Source organism: Cryobacterium frigoriphilum, assembly GCF_004403305.1.
GTDB lineage: Bacteria > Actinomycetota > Actinomycetes > Actinomycetales > Microbacteriaceae > Cryobacterium > Cryobacterium frigoriphilum.
In genome coordinates, this window is record NZ_SOHE01000060.1 from 16,849 (window position 1) to 34,974 (window position 18,126).

The 18,126-nt window shown below is 67.3% G+C and carries 17 protein-coding genes; 4 read left to right on the forward strand and 13 right to left on the reverse strand.

What is annotated here, in order from left to right:
* Positions 1 to 264 precede the first annotated feature (264 nt).
* Positions 265 to 909, reverse strand: coding sequence for a 2-phospho-L-lactate guanylyltransferase (gene cofC, locus E3T55_RS14180; RefSeq protein ID WP_134520218.1), 645 nt, complete (start codon positions 907 to 909; stop codon positions 265 to 267).
* A gap of 175 nt (positions 910 to 1,084) precedes the next feature.
* Here cofC and E3T55_RS14185 point away from each other — a divergent pair, with 175 nt between their 5' ends.
* Positions 1,085 to 1,456, forward strand: coding sequence for a nuclear transport factor 2-like protein (locus tag E3T55_RS14185; RefSeq protein ID WP_134520219.1), 372 nt, complete (start codon positions 1,085 to 1,087; stop codon positions 1,454 to 1,456).
* A gap of 136 nt (positions 1,457 to 1,592) precedes the next feature.
* On the opposite strand, the gene cofE is transcribed toward E3T55_RS14185, so the two are convergent.
* The 3 genes from cofE to E3T55_RS14200 form a co-directional block, all read right to left on the reverse strand.
* The gene (gene cofE, locus E3T55_RS14190) at positions 1,593 to 2,369 is read right to left on the reverse strand and encodes a coenzyme F420-0:L-glutamate ligase (RefSeq protein WP_241993070.1); all 777 of its coding nucleotides are present in this window, start codon (positions 2,367 to 2,369) and stop codon (positions 1,593 to 1,595) included.
* Positions 2,369 to 3,370, reverse strand: coding sequence for a TIGR03557 family F420-dependent LLM class oxidoreductase (locus tag E3T55_RS20465; RefSeq protein ID WP_174775472.1), 1,002 nt, complete (start codon positions 3,368 to 3,370; stop codon positions 2,369 to 2,371). Before E3T55_RS20465 ends, cofE begins: the two co-directional genes overlap by 1 nt.
* 114 nt (positions 3,371 to 3,484) lie before the next feature.
* Positions 3,485 to 3,880 carry a hypothetical protein gene (locus E3T55_RS14200; RefSeq protein ID WP_134520222.1) on the reverse strand — a complete coding sequence of 132 codons (396 nt, stop codon included), beginning with the start codon at positions 3,878 to 3,880 and terminating at the stop codon, positions 3,485 to 3,487.
* 146 nt (positions 3,881 to 4,026) lie between these two features.
* On the opposite strand from E3T55_RS14200, the gene E3T55_RS14205 reads away from it, so the two are divergent.
* Positions 4,027 to 4,863 carry an exodeoxyribonuclease III gene (locus tag E3T55_RS14205; protein ID WP_134520223.1) on the forward strand — a complete coding sequence of 279 codons (837 nt, stop codon included), beginning with the start codon at positions 4,027 to 4,029 and terminating at the stop codon, positions 4,861 to 4,863.
* Between the two features lie 80 nt (positions 4,864 to 4,943).
* Positions 4,944 to 5,549 carry an antibiotic biosynthesis monooxygenase gene (locus E3T55_RS14210; RefSeq protein WP_134520224.1) on the forward strand — a complete coding sequence of 202 codons (606 nt, stop codon included), beginning with the start codon at positions 4,944 to 4,946 and terminating at the stop codon, positions 5,547 to 5,549.
* A gap of 12 nt (positions 5,550 to 5,561) precedes the next feature.
* Here E3T55_RS14210 and E3T55_RS14215 read toward each other — a convergent pair whose 3' ends face one another.
* Positions 5,562 to 6,482, reverse strand: coding sequence for an AEC family transporter (locus E3T55_RS14215; protein WP_134520225.1), 921 nt, complete (start codon positions 6,480 to 6,482; stop codon positions 5,562 to 5,564).
* An 87-nt stretch (positions 6,483 to 6,569) separates the two neighbouring features.
* On the opposite strand from E3T55_RS14215, the gene E3T55_RS14220 reads away from it, so the two are divergent.
* On the forward strand, positions 6,570 to 7,385 hold the full coding sequence (locus E3T55_RS14220) for an alpha/beta fold hydrolase (RefSeq protein WP_134520226.1): 816 nt from the start codon (positions 6,570 to 6,572) through the stop codon (positions 7,383 to 7,385).
* A 250-nt stretch (positions 7,386 to 7,635) separates the two neighbouring features.
* Here the strand turns inward: E3T55_RS14220 and E3T55_RS14225 are convergent, their stop codons facing one another.
* The 8 genes from E3T55_RS14225 to E3T55_RS14260 form a co-directional block, all read right to left on the reverse strand.
* On the reverse strand, positions 7,636 to 8,811 hold the full coding sequence (locus E3T55_RS14225) for a glycoside hydrolase family 1 protein (RefSeq protein ID WP_134520227.1): 1,176 nt from the start codon (positions 8,809 to 8,811) through the stop codon (positions 7,636 to 7,638).
* 8 nt (positions 8,812 to 8,819) lie between these two features.
* Positions 8,820 to 10,586 carry an ABC transporter ATP-binding protein gene (locus E3T55_RS14230; protein ID WP_134520228.1) on the reverse strand — a complete coding sequence of 589 codons (1,767 nt, stop codon included), beginning with the start codon at positions 10,584 to 10,586 and terminating at the stop codon, positions 8,820 to 8,822.
* On the reverse strand, positions 10,583 to 11,506 hold the full coding sequence (locus E3T55_RS14235; protein ID WP_134520229.1) for an ABC transporter permease: 924 nt from the start codon (positions 11,504 to 11,506) through the stop codon (positions 10,583 to 10,585). The genes E3T55_RS14230 and E3T55_RS14235 overlap by 4 nt, the downstream gene beginning before the upstream one ends.
* Positions 11,503 to 12,483, reverse strand: a complete 981-nt coding sequence (locus E3T55_RS14240) for an ABC transporter permease (RefSeq protein WP_134520230.1) — start codon at positions 12,481 to 12,483, stop codon at positions 11,503 to 11,505. The genes E3T55_RS14235 and E3T55_RS14240 overlap by 4 nt, the downstream gene beginning before the upstream one ends.
* Before the next feature lie 76 nt (positions 12,484 to 12,559).
* Complete coding sequence (locus E3T55_RS14245; RefSeq protein ID WP_134520231.1) at positions 12,560 to 14,215, reverse strand: ABC transporter substrate-binding protein; 1,656 nt, start codon at positions 14,213 to 14,215, stop codon at positions 12,560 to 12,562.
* Positions 14,216 to 14,412: 197 nt separating this feature from the next.
* Positions 14,413 to 15,972: a glucoamylase family protein gene (locus E3T55_RS14250; protein WP_241993071.1), complete on the reverse strand. Its 1,560-nt coding sequence runs from the start codon at positions 15,970 to 15,972 to the stop codon at positions 14,413 to 14,415.
* Between the two features lie 100 nt (positions 15,973 to 16,072).
* Positions 16,073 to 17,176, reverse strand: coding sequence for a LacI family DNA-binding transcriptional regulator (locus E3T55_RS14255; protein ID WP_134520233.1), 1,104 nt, complete (start codon positions 17,174 to 17,176; stop codon positions 16,073 to 16,075).
* 74 nt (positions 17,177 to 17,250) lie between these two features.
* The gene (locus E3T55_RS14260; protein WP_134520234.1) at positions 17,251 to 18,090 is read right to left on the reverse strand and encodes a class II glutamine amidotransferase; all 840 of its coding nucleotides are present in this window, start codon (positions 18,088 to 18,090) and stop codon (positions 17,251 to 17,253) included.
* Between the last annotated feature and the right edge of the window lie 36 nt (positions 18,091 to 18,126).

Below are 18,126 nucleotides of genomic sequence, written 5' to 3' on the forward strand. Positions count from 1 at the left end.
CGAATTCAAGGAGCTATGTGCGCCCACTCGCGGCGGGCGCGTCCCCCTCAAGGGGCATATTTTGGCTTCTCGTCAGCGAGACGCCAACAATGGCCCCTTGCGGGGTATCCGCACGCAGCGAGAAGCCAACAATGGCCCCTTGAACTCGATCCAAGGGGCGTATGTTGGCGTCTCGCGGTGGCGCGGGGTGTCCCAAGGGGCATATTTTGGCTTCTCGTCAGCGAGATGCCAACAGTGGCCCCTTGAGCACGCAGCGGCCCAGCGTCATCGGGGCTGTCCGGCGGGGAGGGCATCCGCTGCCAGGAGTGCGGCGGTGTGCGGGCCGAGGCCGAGCGTTCGCGCCACCTCGAGGTCGGCGGGGGTGTCCACATCACGACGGATGCTCGCGGTCGCCGCCACCTCGAGCGGCACGTGCCCGGCCGCCTCGTGAGCGGCGCGGGATCCGAGCCCGAACCGGGGGGTGAGGCTGACGCCGACCCGCGCGAGCAGCATGGTCGTGCCCGTCCCCTCCGCGTCGGGCATCATCGAGCATTCGTGCCTCGCGGCGAGGCGCAGGGCGTGGTCGACATCATCGCTGCGGAGGGCGGGCAGGTCGCCGGTGACGATGGCGAGGTGGGCCGTCGGTGCCAGGCGGCGCGCGGCATCCGCCCCCTGAACGATCGCGGCGTTGAGCGGATCACCCGCCGCACGCGTCTCGGGCACAATCACGGCGCCGAGCGCGGCCAGCCGGACGCCCAGGGCGGCGTCGGCCGTCACCACGACGACCCGCTCGACAGTGGATGCCGCCACCAGCGCAGCAACGGTGTCGAGCGCGAATGCATCGGCGAGCGCCGCCCGTTCCGGCAGCGCCTCGAGTCGGGTCTTGGCGCCCGGGTTGCCCTTGACCGGCACGACCACCACCCAGCTCACTGCGGGTTAGACCTGTCGTCGAGCGTTGCGTCCATGAGAAAACGCTACCAGCGCCGGCCGCGCAACCCCCCGCAACGTGGGGCAACGCCGCGCGGGCGGCGACCGCGGTACCCTCAAGGGTCGGCCGCACGCATCCGTCGACTCGATTTTTCAGATGAGCGGCCCAGGAGGTCCCATGTCACCGTCACTCACGTCCGAGCCCGTCGCCACGCAGTCCCCCGTGCTGGCCACCGCGATCGTCACCTACCTCGACCGCAGCGTCAGCGCCCGTCCGCAGTCCGCCGCCCTCACTTTCGTCGACGATGCCGTCGTCGTGGATGACGGCAAGACCTACAACGGCCAGGCGGCCATTGCGACGTGGCTGTCCGCCACCGCCGCGGAGTTCGAGTACACGACGACGCAGCTGAGCATTACGAGCGACGACACCGCGGTGACCGTGGTCAACCGCATCGAGGGCAACTTTCCGGGTCGTAGCGTCGACCTCAAATACCGGTTCGAGCTGAACGCCGAGAGCGGCCTGATTCAGAAGCTGACGATCTCGCTCTAGGTCGCGCTTCGGGTCTCGCCGCAGCGCTCACGAGGCCGGGCGCAGGTTCGTTACGCGGGCGCAGGTAGAACCTGCGCCCGCGTAAATAAGGTGTGCCACGGCATCCGCAAGTCGTGTTCCCGCGCCAGAGCGGGGCTCAGCGCGCCCGGCCGGCGGTCTGGCCGGCGGCGAAACCTTCGGCGTAGGCCTCGGCGGTTCCGAGGCGAAACATGTCGGTGGCGCTCGGGCGCTGCAGGGCGCGGGCGCCGACGGATGCCGCGGCATCCGTCGGCGCTACCACCAACTGCCCCAGCCCGCGCACGACGGCGACGGGGTTGCCGCTGGTCTTGCCCTTGACCAGGTCGGCGGCTCCCGCGATCTCGTCGCCGACCGCGGCGACCGTGACCTCGAGGCGGCGACCGGAGGCATCCGTCTGGCCGCGGAGGTCATCGAGCACGAGCAGGCCGGCGGCGCCGATCGCGATGTCGGTCTGGCCTTCACGCCAGGGGCGGCCGGCGGTGTCGGTGATGACGACGCCGAGGCGCAGGCCGGTCGCCGCGACCAGGGCACCGAGCAGCGAGCGCGCGGAGGCATCCGGATCGACCGGCAGCAGCAGCACGACCCCGTCGGGCGCGTTGCTGGTGTCGACGCCGGCGGCGGCCATCACGAGGCCCTGTCGATTTTCGACGATGCGGGTGACTCCGCCGGGATACTCCCGACTCGCCACGACCCGCACGGTCTCGTCGGTGATCGCCTGCTCGCGGTCGGCGGCCGCGACGGCGCGCCCCTCGGCCTTCGAGACGATTTTGCTGGTCACGGCGAGAATGTCGCCGTCCTGCAGCAGGCCGGCCGCGGCATCCGCGATCAGGGCGGCGAGATCGTCACCCGCCGCGATCTCGCCCAAGCCCGTGAGAGCGAAAACGCTGAGTGGCACTAGCGAACGAGCTTCGGCAGCACCTGCGCGCCGAAGACGTCGATCCACTGCTTCTGGTTGCGGCCCACGTTGTGCAGGTAGATGCGGTCGAAGCCGAGGTCGACGAACTTCTGAATGTACTTTCGGTGCTCGTCGGGGTCGGCCGAGATGATCATGCGGCCCTCGAAGTCCTCGGGGCGCACGAGCTTGGCGATCTGCTCGAACTCGAAGGGTGAGCGGATGTCCCCCTTCGGAAACTTCATGCCGCCGTTCGGCCATTCGAGCAGTGCGTTCTTCATGGCTTCTTCGTCGGTCTCGGCCCAGCTCATGTGCAGCTGCAGCACCTTCGGCATCGTGGACGGGTCCTTGCCGGCATCGCGGGCGCCGTCATCGAACTTGCCGAAGAGCATCGAGATCTTCTCGAGCGGGGCGCCGACCGTGATGAGGCCGTCGGCGTGGCGGCCCGCGCGCTTGGCCGTGACGGGTCCGGCGGTCGCGACGAGAATCTCGGGGGCGACCTCGGGCATCGTCCACAGCCGGGTCGACTCGAGCTTGTAGAACTGGCCGGAGTGCTTCACGTCTTTGCCGGCGATCGAGCCGGTGAACAGCTTAGAGATGATCTCGATGGCCTCGAACATGCGGTTGATGCGCTCGGGGGCCTCGGGCCAGTAGGCGCCCACAATGTGCTCGTTGAGGGCTTCGCCCGAGCCGAGGCCGAGCCAGTGCCGGCCCGGGTACATCGCCGCGAGGGTCGCGGAGGCCTGGGCGACCATCGCGGGATGCCAGCGAAAGGTCGGGGCGGTCACGCCGGGGCCGAGGTCACCCGTGGTGCGCTCGGCGATCGCGGCGAGCACGCTCCAGACGAAGCTCGACTGCCCCTGCTGCGGCACCCAGGGCTGAAAGTGGTCGGCCGCCATGACGCCGCTGAAGCCGTGCTCTTCGGCGTAGGCCGAGAGGGCCACCGCCTCGGCGGGGGCGAACTGCTCCAACATGGCCGCGTAGCCAATCTGCAACTCCGTCATGAATGACCCTTCTGGTGTCGATCGCTGGTCCGTGAACGTGTGCTCACCAGTTAACCGCAACACGAGCCGGGCCGACTTCGTTACCCGACCCGCGGCATCCGCTTCGATCAGAGATCAGAACCAACGCAGGCGGCGACGCGAGAGTCCAGTGCGGTCGGGTGCGGGATGGACGATGCGCGGTCCGAGAGCACCAGCCTCGTCGACCGCGTAAAAGCCGGTGCCGAATCGATCGGTCAGCGACAGGGCGGTGATGGCGGCGGCGCAGCCCACGGTCACTCCAGCGATGAAGAAGTCCGGAAATCCCAGTCCCAGCCCGAGCATGGTTGCGGCCAGCACGAGTGCGGCGAGCTGTGCCCGCCGCCCGTTGATGTGTACCGCGAACACGAGCCTCGCTGGCGAGCCAGGAACCACGTCGTCGCACCAGATGGTGTGCGCCGCGAGTGCCGGCGGCAGCTCCGCCCCTGGCAACAACGCGTGGGCCGTCGATAAGTGTGTGCGTTCCCCGGTCATGCGCCCCCTGGCTCCCCGGCGCCCTGCGCGCCACCCCAAGCATACCGACTGACCCGGTTATCGTGTCCGATCAGGGCGGCGTCCGCGAACAGCCCGTCCCCGAACGGCCCGTCCCCGAACGGCCCGCCCCCGAATAGGCTGGGTGCATGCGTATTGCCACCTGGAACGTCAACTCCATCCGTGCCCGCGTCGATCGCACTGTGGACTGGATGGTGCGCGAAGACGTCGACGTGCTCGCGATGCAGGAGATCAAGTGCAAGCCGGAGCAGTTTCCGGCCCAGGCCTTCGAAGACGCCGGCTACGAACTCGCCATCCACGGGCTGAACCAGTGGAACGGCGTCGCGATCGCGAGTCGGCTGCCGATGACGGATGTCGTCACCGGCTTCCCCGGCATGCCCGGCTTTCTGAAAGGCCAGGAAGGGCCGGACCAGCCCCTTGAGGCCCGGGCGCTCGGCGTGACCGTGAACGAGCAGCGACTCTGGAGCCTCTACGTGCCCAATGGCCGGGCGCTCGGCGACCCGCACTACGCCTACAAGCTCGACTGGCTCGCCGCCCTGCGCGAGCACGCCCGCGCCGAATTGGCCGCGAACCCGCGGCTCGCCCTGGCGCTGATGGGCGACTGGAACGTGGCGCCGCGCGACGAGGACATGGGTGACCCGAGTTTCGTACCCGGCGAATCGACGCACATCTCCCAGCCCGAACGCGATGCCTTCGACGCCTTTGAGAGCGCCGGCCTGACCGACGTGGTGCGCGAACTCGTGCCGGAGGGCTTCACCTTCTGGGACTACAAACGCCTGCGGTTTCCGCGCAACGAGGGCATGCGCATCGACTTCATCCTCGGCTCCCCCGCCTTCGCCGAACAGGTGACGGATGCCAGCATCCACCGCAACGAGCGCAAGGGTGAAGCCCCGAGCGACCACGTTCCGGTACTCGTCGACCTGATCACCGCTGATGAAGACGACGACCGGCCGATGATCTTCTAGCAACTGCTCGTCATCCGCGGCGCTTCTGATCGTGACACGGTTGACATCTGGCGTGTAGGCGGCTCCGTGATACTGAGTGGATGACTTCACAAGAGTCGGATCTGCTCACCCCGGCGTCACCCCCGCCCGCGTCAGCATCCGTCACCGTTTCCATCACCCGAACCGTCGACCCCGCCCGGTTCACCGAGGCGAGCGAGTGGGTGCAGTTCGGAATCAATCTGGCCCACAAATACCCGGGCTTTCTCGGGTCGGGCTGGGTGCGCGGCAGCGAGGACTCCGCCACCTGGAACATGCTCTACCGCTTCTCGAACAGCGACAGCCTCGAGGCCTGGGAGAACTCCGACGAGCGTACCGAATGGCTCGAGGCCGGCACCGACATCGTGCTCGACGCCCACGTCGAGAAACGCACCGGCATCGAGGGCTGGTTCGACGGCATGCAGCCGGGGGCGCCCGCACTGCAGCCGCCGCCGCGGTGGAAACAGGCAGTGAGCATCTGGCTGGGCTTCTTTCCGGTCAACCTTGTTTTCACGCTGCTCGTCACTTGGCTGGTTCCGGGCTGGGGCGACCTCAACACCCTGCTCAAGGTGCTGCTGACGACGCTCGTGTTGACCCCGTTGATGGCCTACTACGTTCTGCCCTGGGTGACGCGGATGCTGCGGCCCTGGCTGCAGCGCCCGCCGCACTAGTTCTGGCTCGCGTTACGCCAGCAGCGCCGCCACGATAATGAGCGCGGGCACCGAGGCGAGCGTGGTCAGCAGCACCGTGTCCCGGGTCGCCACGACCGCGCGGTTGTACCGGGAAGCGAAGTTGAAGATGTTCTGGGCCGTGGGCAACGCCGACACGGTCACGACGGCGAACAGCTCCGCTGCGTCGAGGTCGAAGACGAAACGACCGAACAGGTACGCGATCACCGGCATCAGGGCGACCTTGATGACCGTCGCGACGATGACCTGAGCACGACCCGAGCCCGCCTCGAGCAGGCGCTGGCCGTGCAGGGACATGCCGAAAGACATCAGCACCATCGGAATCGCGGCCCCGCCGATCAGGTCGAGCGGCGCCATCACGGCCTCCGGGACCGGCACCTCCAGGGTCGCCAGCAGCACGCCGGCGACGGATGCGATGATCATCGGATTGCGCAGCGGCTGGGTGAGAATCGACCGCACCGAGACCTTGCCGCTCGTGGTCATGTCGAGCACGGCGAGGGTGATCGGCGCCAGGATCAGCAGCTGCAGAAGCAGCACCGGCGCCACATACTGGGCGCTGCCGAGCACGTAGATGGCGACCGGCAGACCGATGTTATTGGCGTTCACATACGTCGCCGACGTCGCCCCGAGCATAGATTCCGGAACCGGCATACGAAAGAAAATGCGCGAAACCACGAGATAGAGCAGCATGCCGAGCAGCACGCTGCAGAGCACGGTCACCAGGAATGACGAGAATAGCACGCGCACGTCGGAGTGCACGAGCACGGTGAAGAGCAGTGCGGGCGTCGCAACGAAGAATGCCATGCGGTTGAGCACTCGGCCGGCGCCTGGCCCGGCCACGCCGAAACGCTCGACGAGATAACCCACCAGGATCACGAACCCGATGATCGAGAACCCGATCAGTACTCCACCCATTTCACTCAGCCTAAGCGACAAGCCGAGGCACGAAATTCTTGCCCGCGGGCCCTACTCGGTTGCGACGAGCGCTACTACGCTCGGACCATGCCGAACCTCAACGTTGCGGGAGCCGAGCTGTACTACGAGATCGACGGCGACCCGGCTGCGCCCGCGCTGCTGCTCATTCACGCGGGCATCGCCAATCTGCGCATGTGGGATCCCCAGATCACCGCCCTCGCCCGGCACCACTTCGTCGTGCGCTACGACACCCGCGGTTTTGGCCACACGGTGACCCAGAATGTGCGGTTCTCCAACCGAGCGGATGCCCTCGCGGTGCTCGATCACGTCGGGGTTGACGCGGCGACCCTCATCGGGTGTTCCCGCGGGGGGTCGATTGCCATCGATGTGGCCGTCGAGCACCCGGAACGCGTGACCGGGCTCGTGGTCATCGGCGGCGGCCCGAGCGGGTTTCCCGAGGTCGAGCTGACCGATGCCGAGGATGCCCTGTTCGACGCCCTCGACGAGGCCTTCGATGCGGGCGACTGGACCAGGCTGGCCCGGCTCGAGGTAGAGCTGTGGGCGGTCGGTCCGCAGCGCCGCGCGGCCGACCTCGACCCGACGTTCGTCGCGGCCGCGCAGACGCTGAATCTGGGCAACGTCGTTCACGCCGGGGAGGCTCCGGTGCCGGAACCGCTGGATCCGCCGGCCGTCGACCGGGTCATCGACCTGGAGGTGCCGGCCCTGATCACGGTCGGCGAGTTCGACATCACGCCCGCGTTGGCCCAGTACGAGTACCTGCTCGAGACCGTGCCCCTGGCCAGCGGATGCACGTTTCGCGACACCGCGCACCTGCCGAGTCTGGAGCATCCGGAGGAATTTCAACGGGTGCTGATCTCCTGGCTTGCCCAGAATGACCTCTAGAGCAGAATGACCGATAGCTGAGGCATAGTGAGGCACAAAAAGGCCGGAGCCCCGGTCTCGTGGTCACCATCCCTCTCGGGTCAGTGCCGACAATTATTGACTCGGGACTCCAGCTACAAAGAATAATAATCCGCTCCCGAACGGTGTCAAGTGGTCCGGAGAAAAAATCCGGAGATTCGCCGAACCGTGAGTTAAGCATCCATTTCGGGTCAGAACGGATGCTTAACTCACGGTTCGGCGACAGAGGAGACTAGGGCAGGGCGTTCGCGCGGGCGATCCCCCCGAGCCAGGCGAGGCTCGGCTTGGGGGTGCGCACGAATGTCTCCCGGTCGACGGCGATGAGGCCGAAGGTCGGGCGGAATCCGCTCGCCCACTCGTAGTTGTCGAGGGCGCTCCAGTGCTCGTAGCCGATGACCTCGATGCCGTCTTCGATCGCGGCGTGCAGGCCGCGCAGGGCGCCGTCGGTGTAGTCGATGCGGCGGCTGTCGTCGGCGGTCGCGATGCCGTTCTCGGTCACGAAGACGGGCACGTGCTCGGTGAGCTCCCAGGCGGCGCGCACGCCGAGTTCGAGGGCCGGCGGGAAGTACTCCCAGCCCGTGAGGGTGGTCTCGACGTCGCTGCGCACCGGGATGGGGCCGTCGGGGCCGATAAAGGTGCGGGTGTAGGCCTGCACGCCGATGAAATCGTCGCCGCGGGCGTTTTCGAGGTACCAGTCGTCGCTCGGGTAGGCGTATTCGCGCAGCTTCTCGTCGGCGCCGGGTTCGCCGGTGGAGTGGAACGCCTGCGTCGCAACCGTCCAGCCGCTCTTCAGGCCGGGGACCGAGGCCAGCACCTCGCGGCTGGCCTTGTGGGCGGCGAGCAGGGCATCCGCTACCTGCAGATCGGGCCGGGGCAGGCCGAACGCGACCAGGTTCGCGGCGGTCTCGCCGCCGGCGAGCATCGCGGCGATGTTGGGCTCATTGATGGTGCAGACGTAGTCGACGCCGTCGTTGACGATCGGCAGGGCTGCCTCGGTGAACCGGGCGAACAGGTTCGCGGCGTCGGGGTTGCGCCAGAATCCCTGCTCGAACATCCACTGCGGAACGGTGAAGTGCAGCAGCGAGACCACCGGGTTGAGGCCGAATTCGCGGGCGGTGTCGACCATGCGGCGGTAGTGGTCGATTTCGGCGCGCGAGACGAAGCCCGGTTCTGGTTCGATGCGGCTCCATTCGAGGCTGAAGCGGTACGAGGTGAGGCCGGCGTCGGCGAGCAGGCGCATGTCTTCGCGGTAGCGATGGTAACTGTCCATGGCGTCGCCGCTCGGTTCGACGATCGTCGTGCCGGGGGCGTGCTCTTTGACCCACCAGTCGTTGTTGGTGTTGTTGCCTTCGACCTGGTGGGCGGCCGTGGCGGCGCCCCAGAGGAATCCTTCGGGAAAGTTAAGCATAGGGTTCCTTAGTTGTGTTCGGGCGTGGGAGTGGTGGGGTGCGGAATGGCGTCGAGCAGCCGGATCGTGTATTCGTCCCGCGGGTTTTGCAGAACGGATGCCGTGGCCCCCTCTTCGACGACGGCTCCCTGATTGAGCACCATGATCTGGTCGGTGACCAGGCGTGCCGAGAGCAGGTCGTGGGTGATGTAGAGCATGCTCACGCCCCAGGTCTCGCGCAGGCTGTCGAGCAGGGCGAGCACCCCGGCACGGAGCGACACGTCGAGCATCGACACCGGCTCGTCGGCGATGATCACCTGCGGGTCGCTCGCGAGCGCCCGGGCGATGACGACGCGCTGCCGCTGCCCGCCGGAGAGCTGGTGCGGCAGCCTGGCCGCGAACTGTTCCACCGGGGTCAGGCCCACGGTTTCGAGCAATTCGAGCATGCGGCGGCGGGCGTCGCGGCCGCGCAGTTTGGAGAAGTTCACGATCGGCCGGGTCAGCGTGTATTCCACGGTGTGCAGCGGGTTCAGGGCCGAGTACGGGTCCTGGAACACCATCTGCACCTCGGTGTGCAGGCGTTTCAGTGAGCGACGCTTGATGCGGTCGACCTGCAGATCACCAAAGGTAATGGTGCCGCTCGTGGGGTGTTCGACGCCGGTGATCATCTTCGCGATGGTGCTCTTGCCGCTGCCGCTGGCACCGACGAGCGCCATCGACGCCCCCGGTTCGAGGGTGAAGGAGACATCGTTCACGGCCCGCACGGGCTTCTCGCCGCGGCGCGGCGGCGGGTAGATCTTCGACACGTTGCTGACGACGATGGCCTCGCGGGCGGCGCGGCCCTCGCGGCGCTGCACGCCCTCGGTGCCGGCGGCCCGGGCGCGAGCCTCGGCGGAAACCGGCACGAAGTCGGTCTTCAGGTGCGATACCTCGGGGGCACGTTTGGGTCCGCGGGCGGCGAGCCCGGGCACCTCGACGATCTCGGCCCGCGGGTCGCCGTAATGGCTGAGCAGCATGCGGGTGTACGGATGCTGCGGCGACGCGAGAACGTCGGCCGCCGGCCGGTCTTCCACGATCAGTCCGTTGTGCATGACCATGACCCGTTCGGTGACCTCGAGCACCATGCCGAGGTCGTGGCTGATCAGCACCGCGGTGAAGCCCTCCGACTTCTGCAACTCGCGAATCGTGTTCATCACGGCGTGCTGCACGAGCACGTCGAGGGCCGTGGTGGGCTCGTCGAAGATCATCAGCTGGGGTTCGAGCGACAGGGCGAGGGCGATCGACACGCGCTGGCGCATCCCGCCGCTGAGTTCCCCGCTGAACCGGTCGAGTACCCCGGCGGGCAGTTCGACCTTGCCGACGAGTTCGATGGCACGGGCCTCACGCTCGCCGCGGCCGATGTGGCCGTGCGCGGCGAAGATGTCGTAGAAGTGGTTGCGGATGCTGCGCACCGGGTTGAGCGCGTTCATGCCCGACTGCAGCACCATCGCGAAGCCGCCCTGCCGCTGCACGCGCAGGTCTTCGCTGCTCATGCCGGCAATGTCGACGCCGTTGAAGAGGATGCTGCCGCCGCCGACCCGCGCCGGCGGCTTCGAGAGACCGGTCAGTGCAAAACCGAGCGTCGACTTTCCGGAGCCGCTCTCGCCGACGAGTCCCACGAAATCGCCGCGGCCGAGGTCGAAGGTGGCGCCGCTGACGGCGTGCACCGGCTCGCCGCCGGTGGGTTCGTAGACCACGGAGAGGTTCTGCACGCTCAGCAGGGTCGCGGCCGGGGCCTCGGTATCGGTGGCGCTCATCGTTTCGCTCCTTCGCGCAGGCGCGGATTGCTGAGGCCGTCGACGCCGAAGTTGATCAGGCTCAGCGAGGTCGCGAGCAGGGAGATGCACAGGCCGGGGGCGAAGAGCAGGATCCACTGCCCGGTGAGCAGCGCATTGCTGTTCTGGGCCCAGAACAGCATGGTGCCCCAGCTGATCGTGGTGGAGTCGCCGAGTCCCAGAAAGGACAGGCCGGCCTCGGCGAGAATGGCGGCGGTCGCGGCACCGAAGAAGCTGCCGACGATGAGCGAGGTCATGTTCGGCAGAATCTCGCGGAACACGATGCGCCCCGAGCTTTCACCGCTGAAGATCGCGGCGGTCACGAAGTCCCGTGAGCGCAGGGACTGGGTCTGCGAGCGCAGCACTCGGGCGCCCCAGGCCCAGCCGGTGATTACGACGACGAGGATGATCATGCCGATGCCACCGTTTTGCAGGTAGGCGGCGATCACGATCATGAGCGGCAGCGCCGGAATCACGAGGAACAGGTTGACGATGAAGTTGATCACGTCGGCCGTCTTGTTACGCAGGTAGCCCCAGCTGAGGCCGATCAGAACGGCGATGATCGTCGAGAACAGACCGGCGATGAAGCCGACGAACACCGAGACGCGGGCGCCGTAAATGACCTGGGAGAGCACGTCCTGGCCGGCGGCGGTGGTGCCGAGCAGGTGCGCGGCGGTCATGTCCTCGCTGCGGCCGAAGTCGTTGTTGGTGGGGCTGTACGGCGCGATGAGCGGGGCGAAGAGGGCGCCCAGCACGAAGACGCCGAGCATGACCACGCCGATGCGGGCCTTCGGCACGCTCCAGATCGTGGTGACCGCCCGCCAGAGCACGCCGAGCGGATGCGCCGGGCCGGCAACATCCGTCGCCGGCTTCTGGTCAGGACTTTTGTCGGTGAGGGTCATCGTCTCGTCCTCGGGTCCAGGATGCCGTACAGAATGTCGACAATGAAGTTGGCCAGGAGCACGCTGATCGTGATGATCAGAAAGAGCGCCTGCATGAGCGGAAAGTCCTGGTTGGTGACGGCGGTGTAGAGCAGATAACCCACGCCGGGGTAGGCGAAGACCCGCTCCACGAGCAGCGATCCGCCCACGACACCTCCGAGCGCGAGCCCGAAGCTCGTGAGGTTCGGCAGAATCGCGTTGCGGGCGGCGTAGCGGATGGCCACGGTGCGGGGCTTGAGTCCGTTCGCTTCCGCAAAGGTCACGTAGTCGTCACCGAGGGTGTTGATCATGGTGCTGCGCATGCCGAGGATCCAGCCGCCCAGCGAGGTGATGAGAATCGTGGTCGCCGGCAGGATCGCGTGGTAGATCGCGTCGAGCAGAAAGGCGGCGCTGAATTCGGGGGTCGTGCCGCGACCGTAGGCTCCGCTGGTGGGAAACCAGCCGGCGACGTAGCCGAGAAAGAACAGCAACAGCAGGGCGGTCCAGAAGTAGGGGAACGCGCTCGCGAAGGTGCCGCCGACGGTCGGCAGGGTGTCGAGCCAGGTGCCGCGCTTCCAGGCGGCGAGCACGCCGAGCAGGGTGCCGAAGATGAAGGCGATGATCGTGACGAGGCCGACGAGCACGAGGGTCCACGGCAGAGCGGCGGCGACGAGGCCGGCGACGGGCTGCGGAAAGAAGGTGTACGAGACCCCGAAGTCGAAGGTGGCCACGTTGCCGAGGTACTGCAGGTACTGGTCGAACATGCTGCCGGTCGGTACGCCGAGCTGCGCCTCGATGGCGGCCTTGGTCGCGGGGCTGACCGGGCCGTTCTGGGCGAGTTTGGCGAGGGCGGCATCCGCCGGCGATCCCGGCATCAGCCGGGGCAGCAGAAAGTTCAGCGTGACGGCGGCCCACAGGGTGAGCAGCAGCAGGCCGATTTTAGTGAGGACGAAACGCACGGGGACAGCACCTTTCTCGAAGAGCCCCGCTGGGTGGGCCCGCGCTCACGTGAGAGCGGGCCCGTCAGCGTACGGGTTAGTTGGCCTTCTCGAGGTTTGTCAGAATCAGCAGCGGCGTCGAGTTGTACGTGTTCGGCGGCGCGTAGGGGTCTTCCTCGGTGGGCCAGCCCGTGTAGTTCTCGTCGGAGTAGAGACCCCAGAGGCCGCCGTAGAACATGCTGATCACGGGCAGTTCCTCGTAGACGGTCTGCTGCAGCTGAGCGGCAATGGTCTTCTGCTCGGCCTCATCGGTGGAGGCCTTCAGGTCGGCGAGCAGGGCATCCGTCTGCGGGTCGCTGAAGCGGCCGAAGTTACCCGTCGTGGTGGTGCCGATCGGGGTGGCGAACTCGCTGTTGAGCAGCAGGTTCATGTCCTGGAACACGCTGCCGGTGCCGCCGAAGCCGGTCATCGCCATGTCGAAGTCGCCGTTGCCGAGGGACTGCTGGTACGCGGCGGGCTGCGGCTGGCTGAGGGTGACCTCGATGCCGATGGCGCCGAGCTGGGTCTGCACGGTCTGCAGGCCCTGCAGCCAGTCGGTGTAGCCGTTGGCGGTCATGATGTTGATCGCCAGCTGGGTTCCGGAGGCATCGACGAGCTTGTCGCCGTCCATCGTGTAACCGGCCTCTTCGAACGCCGCGAGGGCGGCATCCGTGTCCTGGGCGATCTCGCCGCCGTCGGGGAGGTCATCGCTGAGCCAGGCTTCCTGGTTGGGAAGCAGCAGGCCGCTCTGGCCGGCGGCGTCAACGTAGCCCTGCTCGGCGTCGTCGGCGATCTTCTCGCGGTCGAGCGCGAGGCTCAGGCCTTCACGAAAGTTCACGTCGTTGTAGGGCGCCTTGGTGAGGTTCGGTACCAGGGCGATGGTGCCTCCCGGCGGGAACCAGTAGTCGTTGTGCTCCTGGTTGGCGTTGACCCAGGTGCCCTCGACATCGGTGATGAAGGCGTACGCCCAGTCGTAGCCGTTGTTGACGACGTCGAGCTGGCTGTTCGCGGCCGGCAGGATGAGCTCTTCGACGGCGACCTTGTCGGCCTGCCAGTAGTCCTGGTTCTTCGCGAGCTTGTACTGGTTCGGGGTGAAGTCGCCGAGCACGTACGGCCCGGTCGCGATGGGGTCTTCGTTCGTGAAGGTGAGCGGGTCTTCCACATCGGCCCAGATGTGCTCCGGCACGATCAGCTGCTGGTCGATGATCGACGCGGCGGGCACGTCCTCGGCCAGCAGGTGGAAGACGACGGTGTTGTCGACCACCTCGAGGCTTTCGATGTGCTGCCAGACGCCCTTGTTGTCGAGGCCAGGAACCTCCTTCATGAGGTTGAAGGTGAAGAGCACGTCGGCGGGCGTGAAGTCGGTGCCGTCTGACCAGGTCACGCCCTCGCGGATCGTGTAGATCAGCGTCTTCGCGTCGACCTGCTCTGAACCGGTCGCCAGAAACGGGGTCGACTTGCCGTCGAGGGTGTTGACGACCTGCAGCGGCTCGTACATGTACGTCGCGGTGACGCGTTTGCTCGTGGAGAAGGGGTTGAAGTTCTTCTCAAAGGTCGGGGATCCGTTATCGGCGGCAACGAGCATGGAGCCCTCGGTGCCGGTGTTGTCGGACTTGCTGTCAACGTCGATGCTGCAGGCGCTCGTGGCCAGGACGGCTGCGACGGTCGCTACGGCGAAAACCGTGCGTGTGCGGCGCCCTCTCGTGTGCTTCATTGCGGGGAACTTCCTTCGTGTCGTCTTTGACCGTGCGGGGTGTGTGGGAGGCCAGGGGCCTGCACACGCATTAGAGCGAGTGTATGCGCATACATCACGCATTGCAAGGATTTCTCGAGTTCTTTTTCGCGAGCGGATGCCGCGGCCGCCGTGAGCGGGAAGAGCTGCGCGGGAGGCGAGCGCCCGTGTCGCGGCAGCTACTCCAGCTTCGACCCAAACACCTGGGCCTCGACCAGCGGCTTCACGGCCGCCTCAAACCCGGGGTCGACGAAGTACTCCTTGAGCCGATCGTCGAGCAGCTCATTGGCGATCGCGCCCATGATCATCGACTGGTCCAGCGACAGGTACCGGTCGGCGAGGGTTCCACTCTTCGTCGCCACAGCGTCATAGAACCCGCCGGGCCCATAGGCCGCCAGCTCATCCTTGATGCCGGCGAGGTTGCTCATGACGGCGGGCTTGTCGTAGGGCAGCGCGAGGAACGAGGCGTGCGGGGTGACCACGCCGTCACCGAAGGTCGGCGTCGGGTTGGTGGCTTCGCGGCATCCGTCGTAGCCGGCGTCAACGTTGGTGCGCTCCCGGTCGGAGGCGTAGCCGTCGGTCGACATGCCGATTCCCTCGACGCCGTATTCGGCGTACTCGCCGAACGGATCACTGGCCGGGGAGAAGCCCCAGTAGCCGTAGCCGGCCTCGTCGATGCCGTGCTCGATCTGGGCGCGAACGGATGCGGGGTGGTTGACCGCCCAGGACTGCGTGCCCCAGTCGCTCTCTGGCACGAGCAGGTCGGGCATCAGCGCCTCGAACATGCTGCCGCCCCAGGCCGGAACGAGCTTCATGCCGCGGTACTCGTAAACACCCTCGTAGACGCTGACGCCGAGGTACTCGCGGGTCTCGCCGGTGGGCTTCTGTTCCTGCCAGGAGAAGTCGCAGCCCTGATCGGGCATCGTGCGCAGGGTGCCGTAGTACGCCTCGGCCGGGATCTGGCCGTTCGCGATGCCGAGGTAGGTCGCGATGCGGGCCTCACTCACGGTCGTGTCGTAGTGGTGGCAGGTGTAGAACACGTCGGCACCCTCGTCGCCGTAGTTGCCGGGAACGCTGCAGCCGGGGGGCGGGGTCACCCAGAATCCGCCACGGTTCAGGCCGACCTCGGCCCGGGCGTCGAGGTTGTGGAACCAGCCGAAGTCCATGCTCGCGTAGAGCGCGTCGGCCTGCTTGTCGAGGCGGGGCTCGGCCTCGCCGACCATGCGGAAGGCCGCCGCGAGCCATCCGTTGTCGACGGTGCTGAGGAACGGATCGACCGGGTCGCCGCTGCCGGGCCAAGTGGTGAGCTTGTGGCCGTCGAGGGGCGAGTACCAGTTGTAGAACATGCCGCTCGGCTCGTGCCGCTCGATGTCCTCGAGCGTCTTGAGCGTGGTCTTCATGCGGGTGAAGGCTTCGCTCGTGCTGATGATGCCGAGATCACGGGCCGAGATGGTCGACCACAGGTAGCCGCCAATGTTGGTGGGGCTGGTGTTGTCGCTCGCGACGGTGAGGTCGCCGGAGAGCTTGTCGGCGGGCAGACCGGTCTTCTTGTCGGTCATGGCCGCGAGGGACTTCCAGGTGTCGGCGGCGTAACCGCGCAGCACGGCGTCGTCACCGCCCGTGGCTGGGCCGCCCGTGGCTGGGCCGCCACCCGGGGCCGCGAGGGCGGCTGGAGTGATGAGGAGCGTGCCCGCCACAATGGCGGCGCAGACCGCGGCGAACGTGGATGTTCGTTTCACAGGGTTTCCTTCGTGTCGTCGTTGACCTTGGTGCCCTGAGTGTAAGCGCATACATCTGAGAAAGCAACGATTCCTCGACAACGTCGAGCGAGACATCAGGCTAGCGGCGCCCCTCGGAGCTTTCGCGCAGTAACACTTTCACCGGCAGCCGCAGCGAAATCGGGGGCTGTTCCGGGTTCTCGAGGCGGCTCAGGATTGCCCGCATTGCCGCCCGTCCGAGGTCAACCATCGGCTGACGCACGGTCGTCAGGCGCGGCGCGGCCTGCCGTCCGGCCTCGATGCCGTCGAACCCGGTGACGATCACGTCGCCCGGAACGTCGACGCCGTGGGCACCGAGCACGTCAAGCACGCCGAGCGCCATCTGGTCGTTCGCACAGACGACGGCCCGGGGCATCCGCCGGCCGGCCAGTAGGGTATCGGCGACGGCCCGACCGCGCAGCCGAGAGAACTCGCCGCGGTGAACCGGCACCGCCCTCGGGTCGAGGCCGCGGGCGCGCAGGGCCGCCACGAATCCCGCGTGCCGTTCGGCGTCGTCGGGGGAATCTGGGGGGCCGGCGACGTAGGCGAAATCGGTGACGCCGCAGCCGTCGATGAGGTGCGTCGTGAGGGCCTTCATGCCCTCGGTATTGCTCACGCTGACGTGGTCGAAGTCGTCGCCGCGGCGAGGGCCGGCGATCAGCACGACCGGGATACGTCGGGACACGTGCTCGAGCACCTCGTCGGAGACGCTCTGCGCGAGAATCGCCATGCCGTCGACACGGCCGGCGATGTCGTTGACCATGTCCGTCGGATTACTGCCGCGCCCGACGCCGACCATGAGGGCGAAACCCTGACGCCAGGCCTCGAACTCGCTGCCGCGCAACACCTCGTCGAAGTAGAGGTTGGGTGGGCGCACCGCACCGGAGTCCGGCATGTCCACGACCAGGTCGACGAGCGCAGCCCCCGGTCCGGGCAGAAACTCGGCGTCGTCGAGCTCTTCCATGGCGTCGAGCGACGGAAAGTACAGCCCAAGAACACCGGTGCGCGAGGCCGCGAGGCCGCGAGCTGCCGCGCTCGGTACGTAGCCGAGCTCGCGCACCGAGGCGAGCACCCGCTCGCGAGTGGATGCGCGTACATCGTCCGGCCGTCGCAGCACTCGGGAGACGGTGGCGATGGAGACACCCGAGTGGGCGGCGACGTCATAGACGGTCGAGGCCTTGGCCACATGTCCCCACTTCCATCAGTCGAGAGTCTAGCCCCCGCCTCGACGACCACTGAGACTGCGGCTGAGGCGGCGGCTCAGACGGCGGAGAGCACCCGGGTTTCCGTGACGAGGGTCGCCAGATCGACCCGGGTGACGCTCTCGGCGGGCAACGGCTCCCAGCCCACGATGTCGAGGCCGCTCGAGGCGAAGATCATCGTGCCGTCGTCGAGGCGGCGCTGCCGCATCAGGTAGTAGGCGGTGCGGTGGTCCTGGGGCAGGTCGGCCTCCGAGAGGCCGCTCGCGTCGAACAGGTCGTGCGGAACCTCGGCGTCGGCGCTCGCGTGCACCGCCACGAGGGCGTCGTGGGACAGGATCAGGGCGTTCATGCTCGCGTCGGGAAAAAGCGGGCGCAGCTCGGCGACGGTCTCGCAGACGGCGTCAAAGAGGTCGAGGCCGGCCGCGATCTTGCTGCGAATCACCGCGAAATAGCGTTCGCTGTCGGTGTCGCCGCGCAGGCCGGCGAAGATCCTCGGATCGATGAACGCGTCGATGCTGGCCGCGGGCGTCAGGGATCCGTTGTGCGCAAAGGCCAGGCCGTCGACCAGAAACGGATGCGTGTTCTCGGCGTGGCAGGCCATGCCGTCGGTCGCCATGCGCAGGTGCACGATCTGGGCACTCGAGAGCCGTTCGGCGAGGGCCTGGGTCAGGTCGAGGCTGCCGGCCCCGGTTTCGGGCGAGCGCTGCTTGTGCACGGTGGTGGGGGCATCCGTCGGCGCGCCCCCGGCGGCGGGCGCCGCATCGGCGGCGAGCCAGGCGCTGCCCCAGCCGTCTTTGTGCAGCTGGGTCATGTCCTGAAAGACGGCGCTCTGGTTACCGCTCAGAACCGAGCGGGTGGTGCGGGGCGACGGAGCCGCGTAACCGAGCAAGCGGCACATGTGAAACCCTTCTTCTTCCCCGTGGATCGCTTAAGG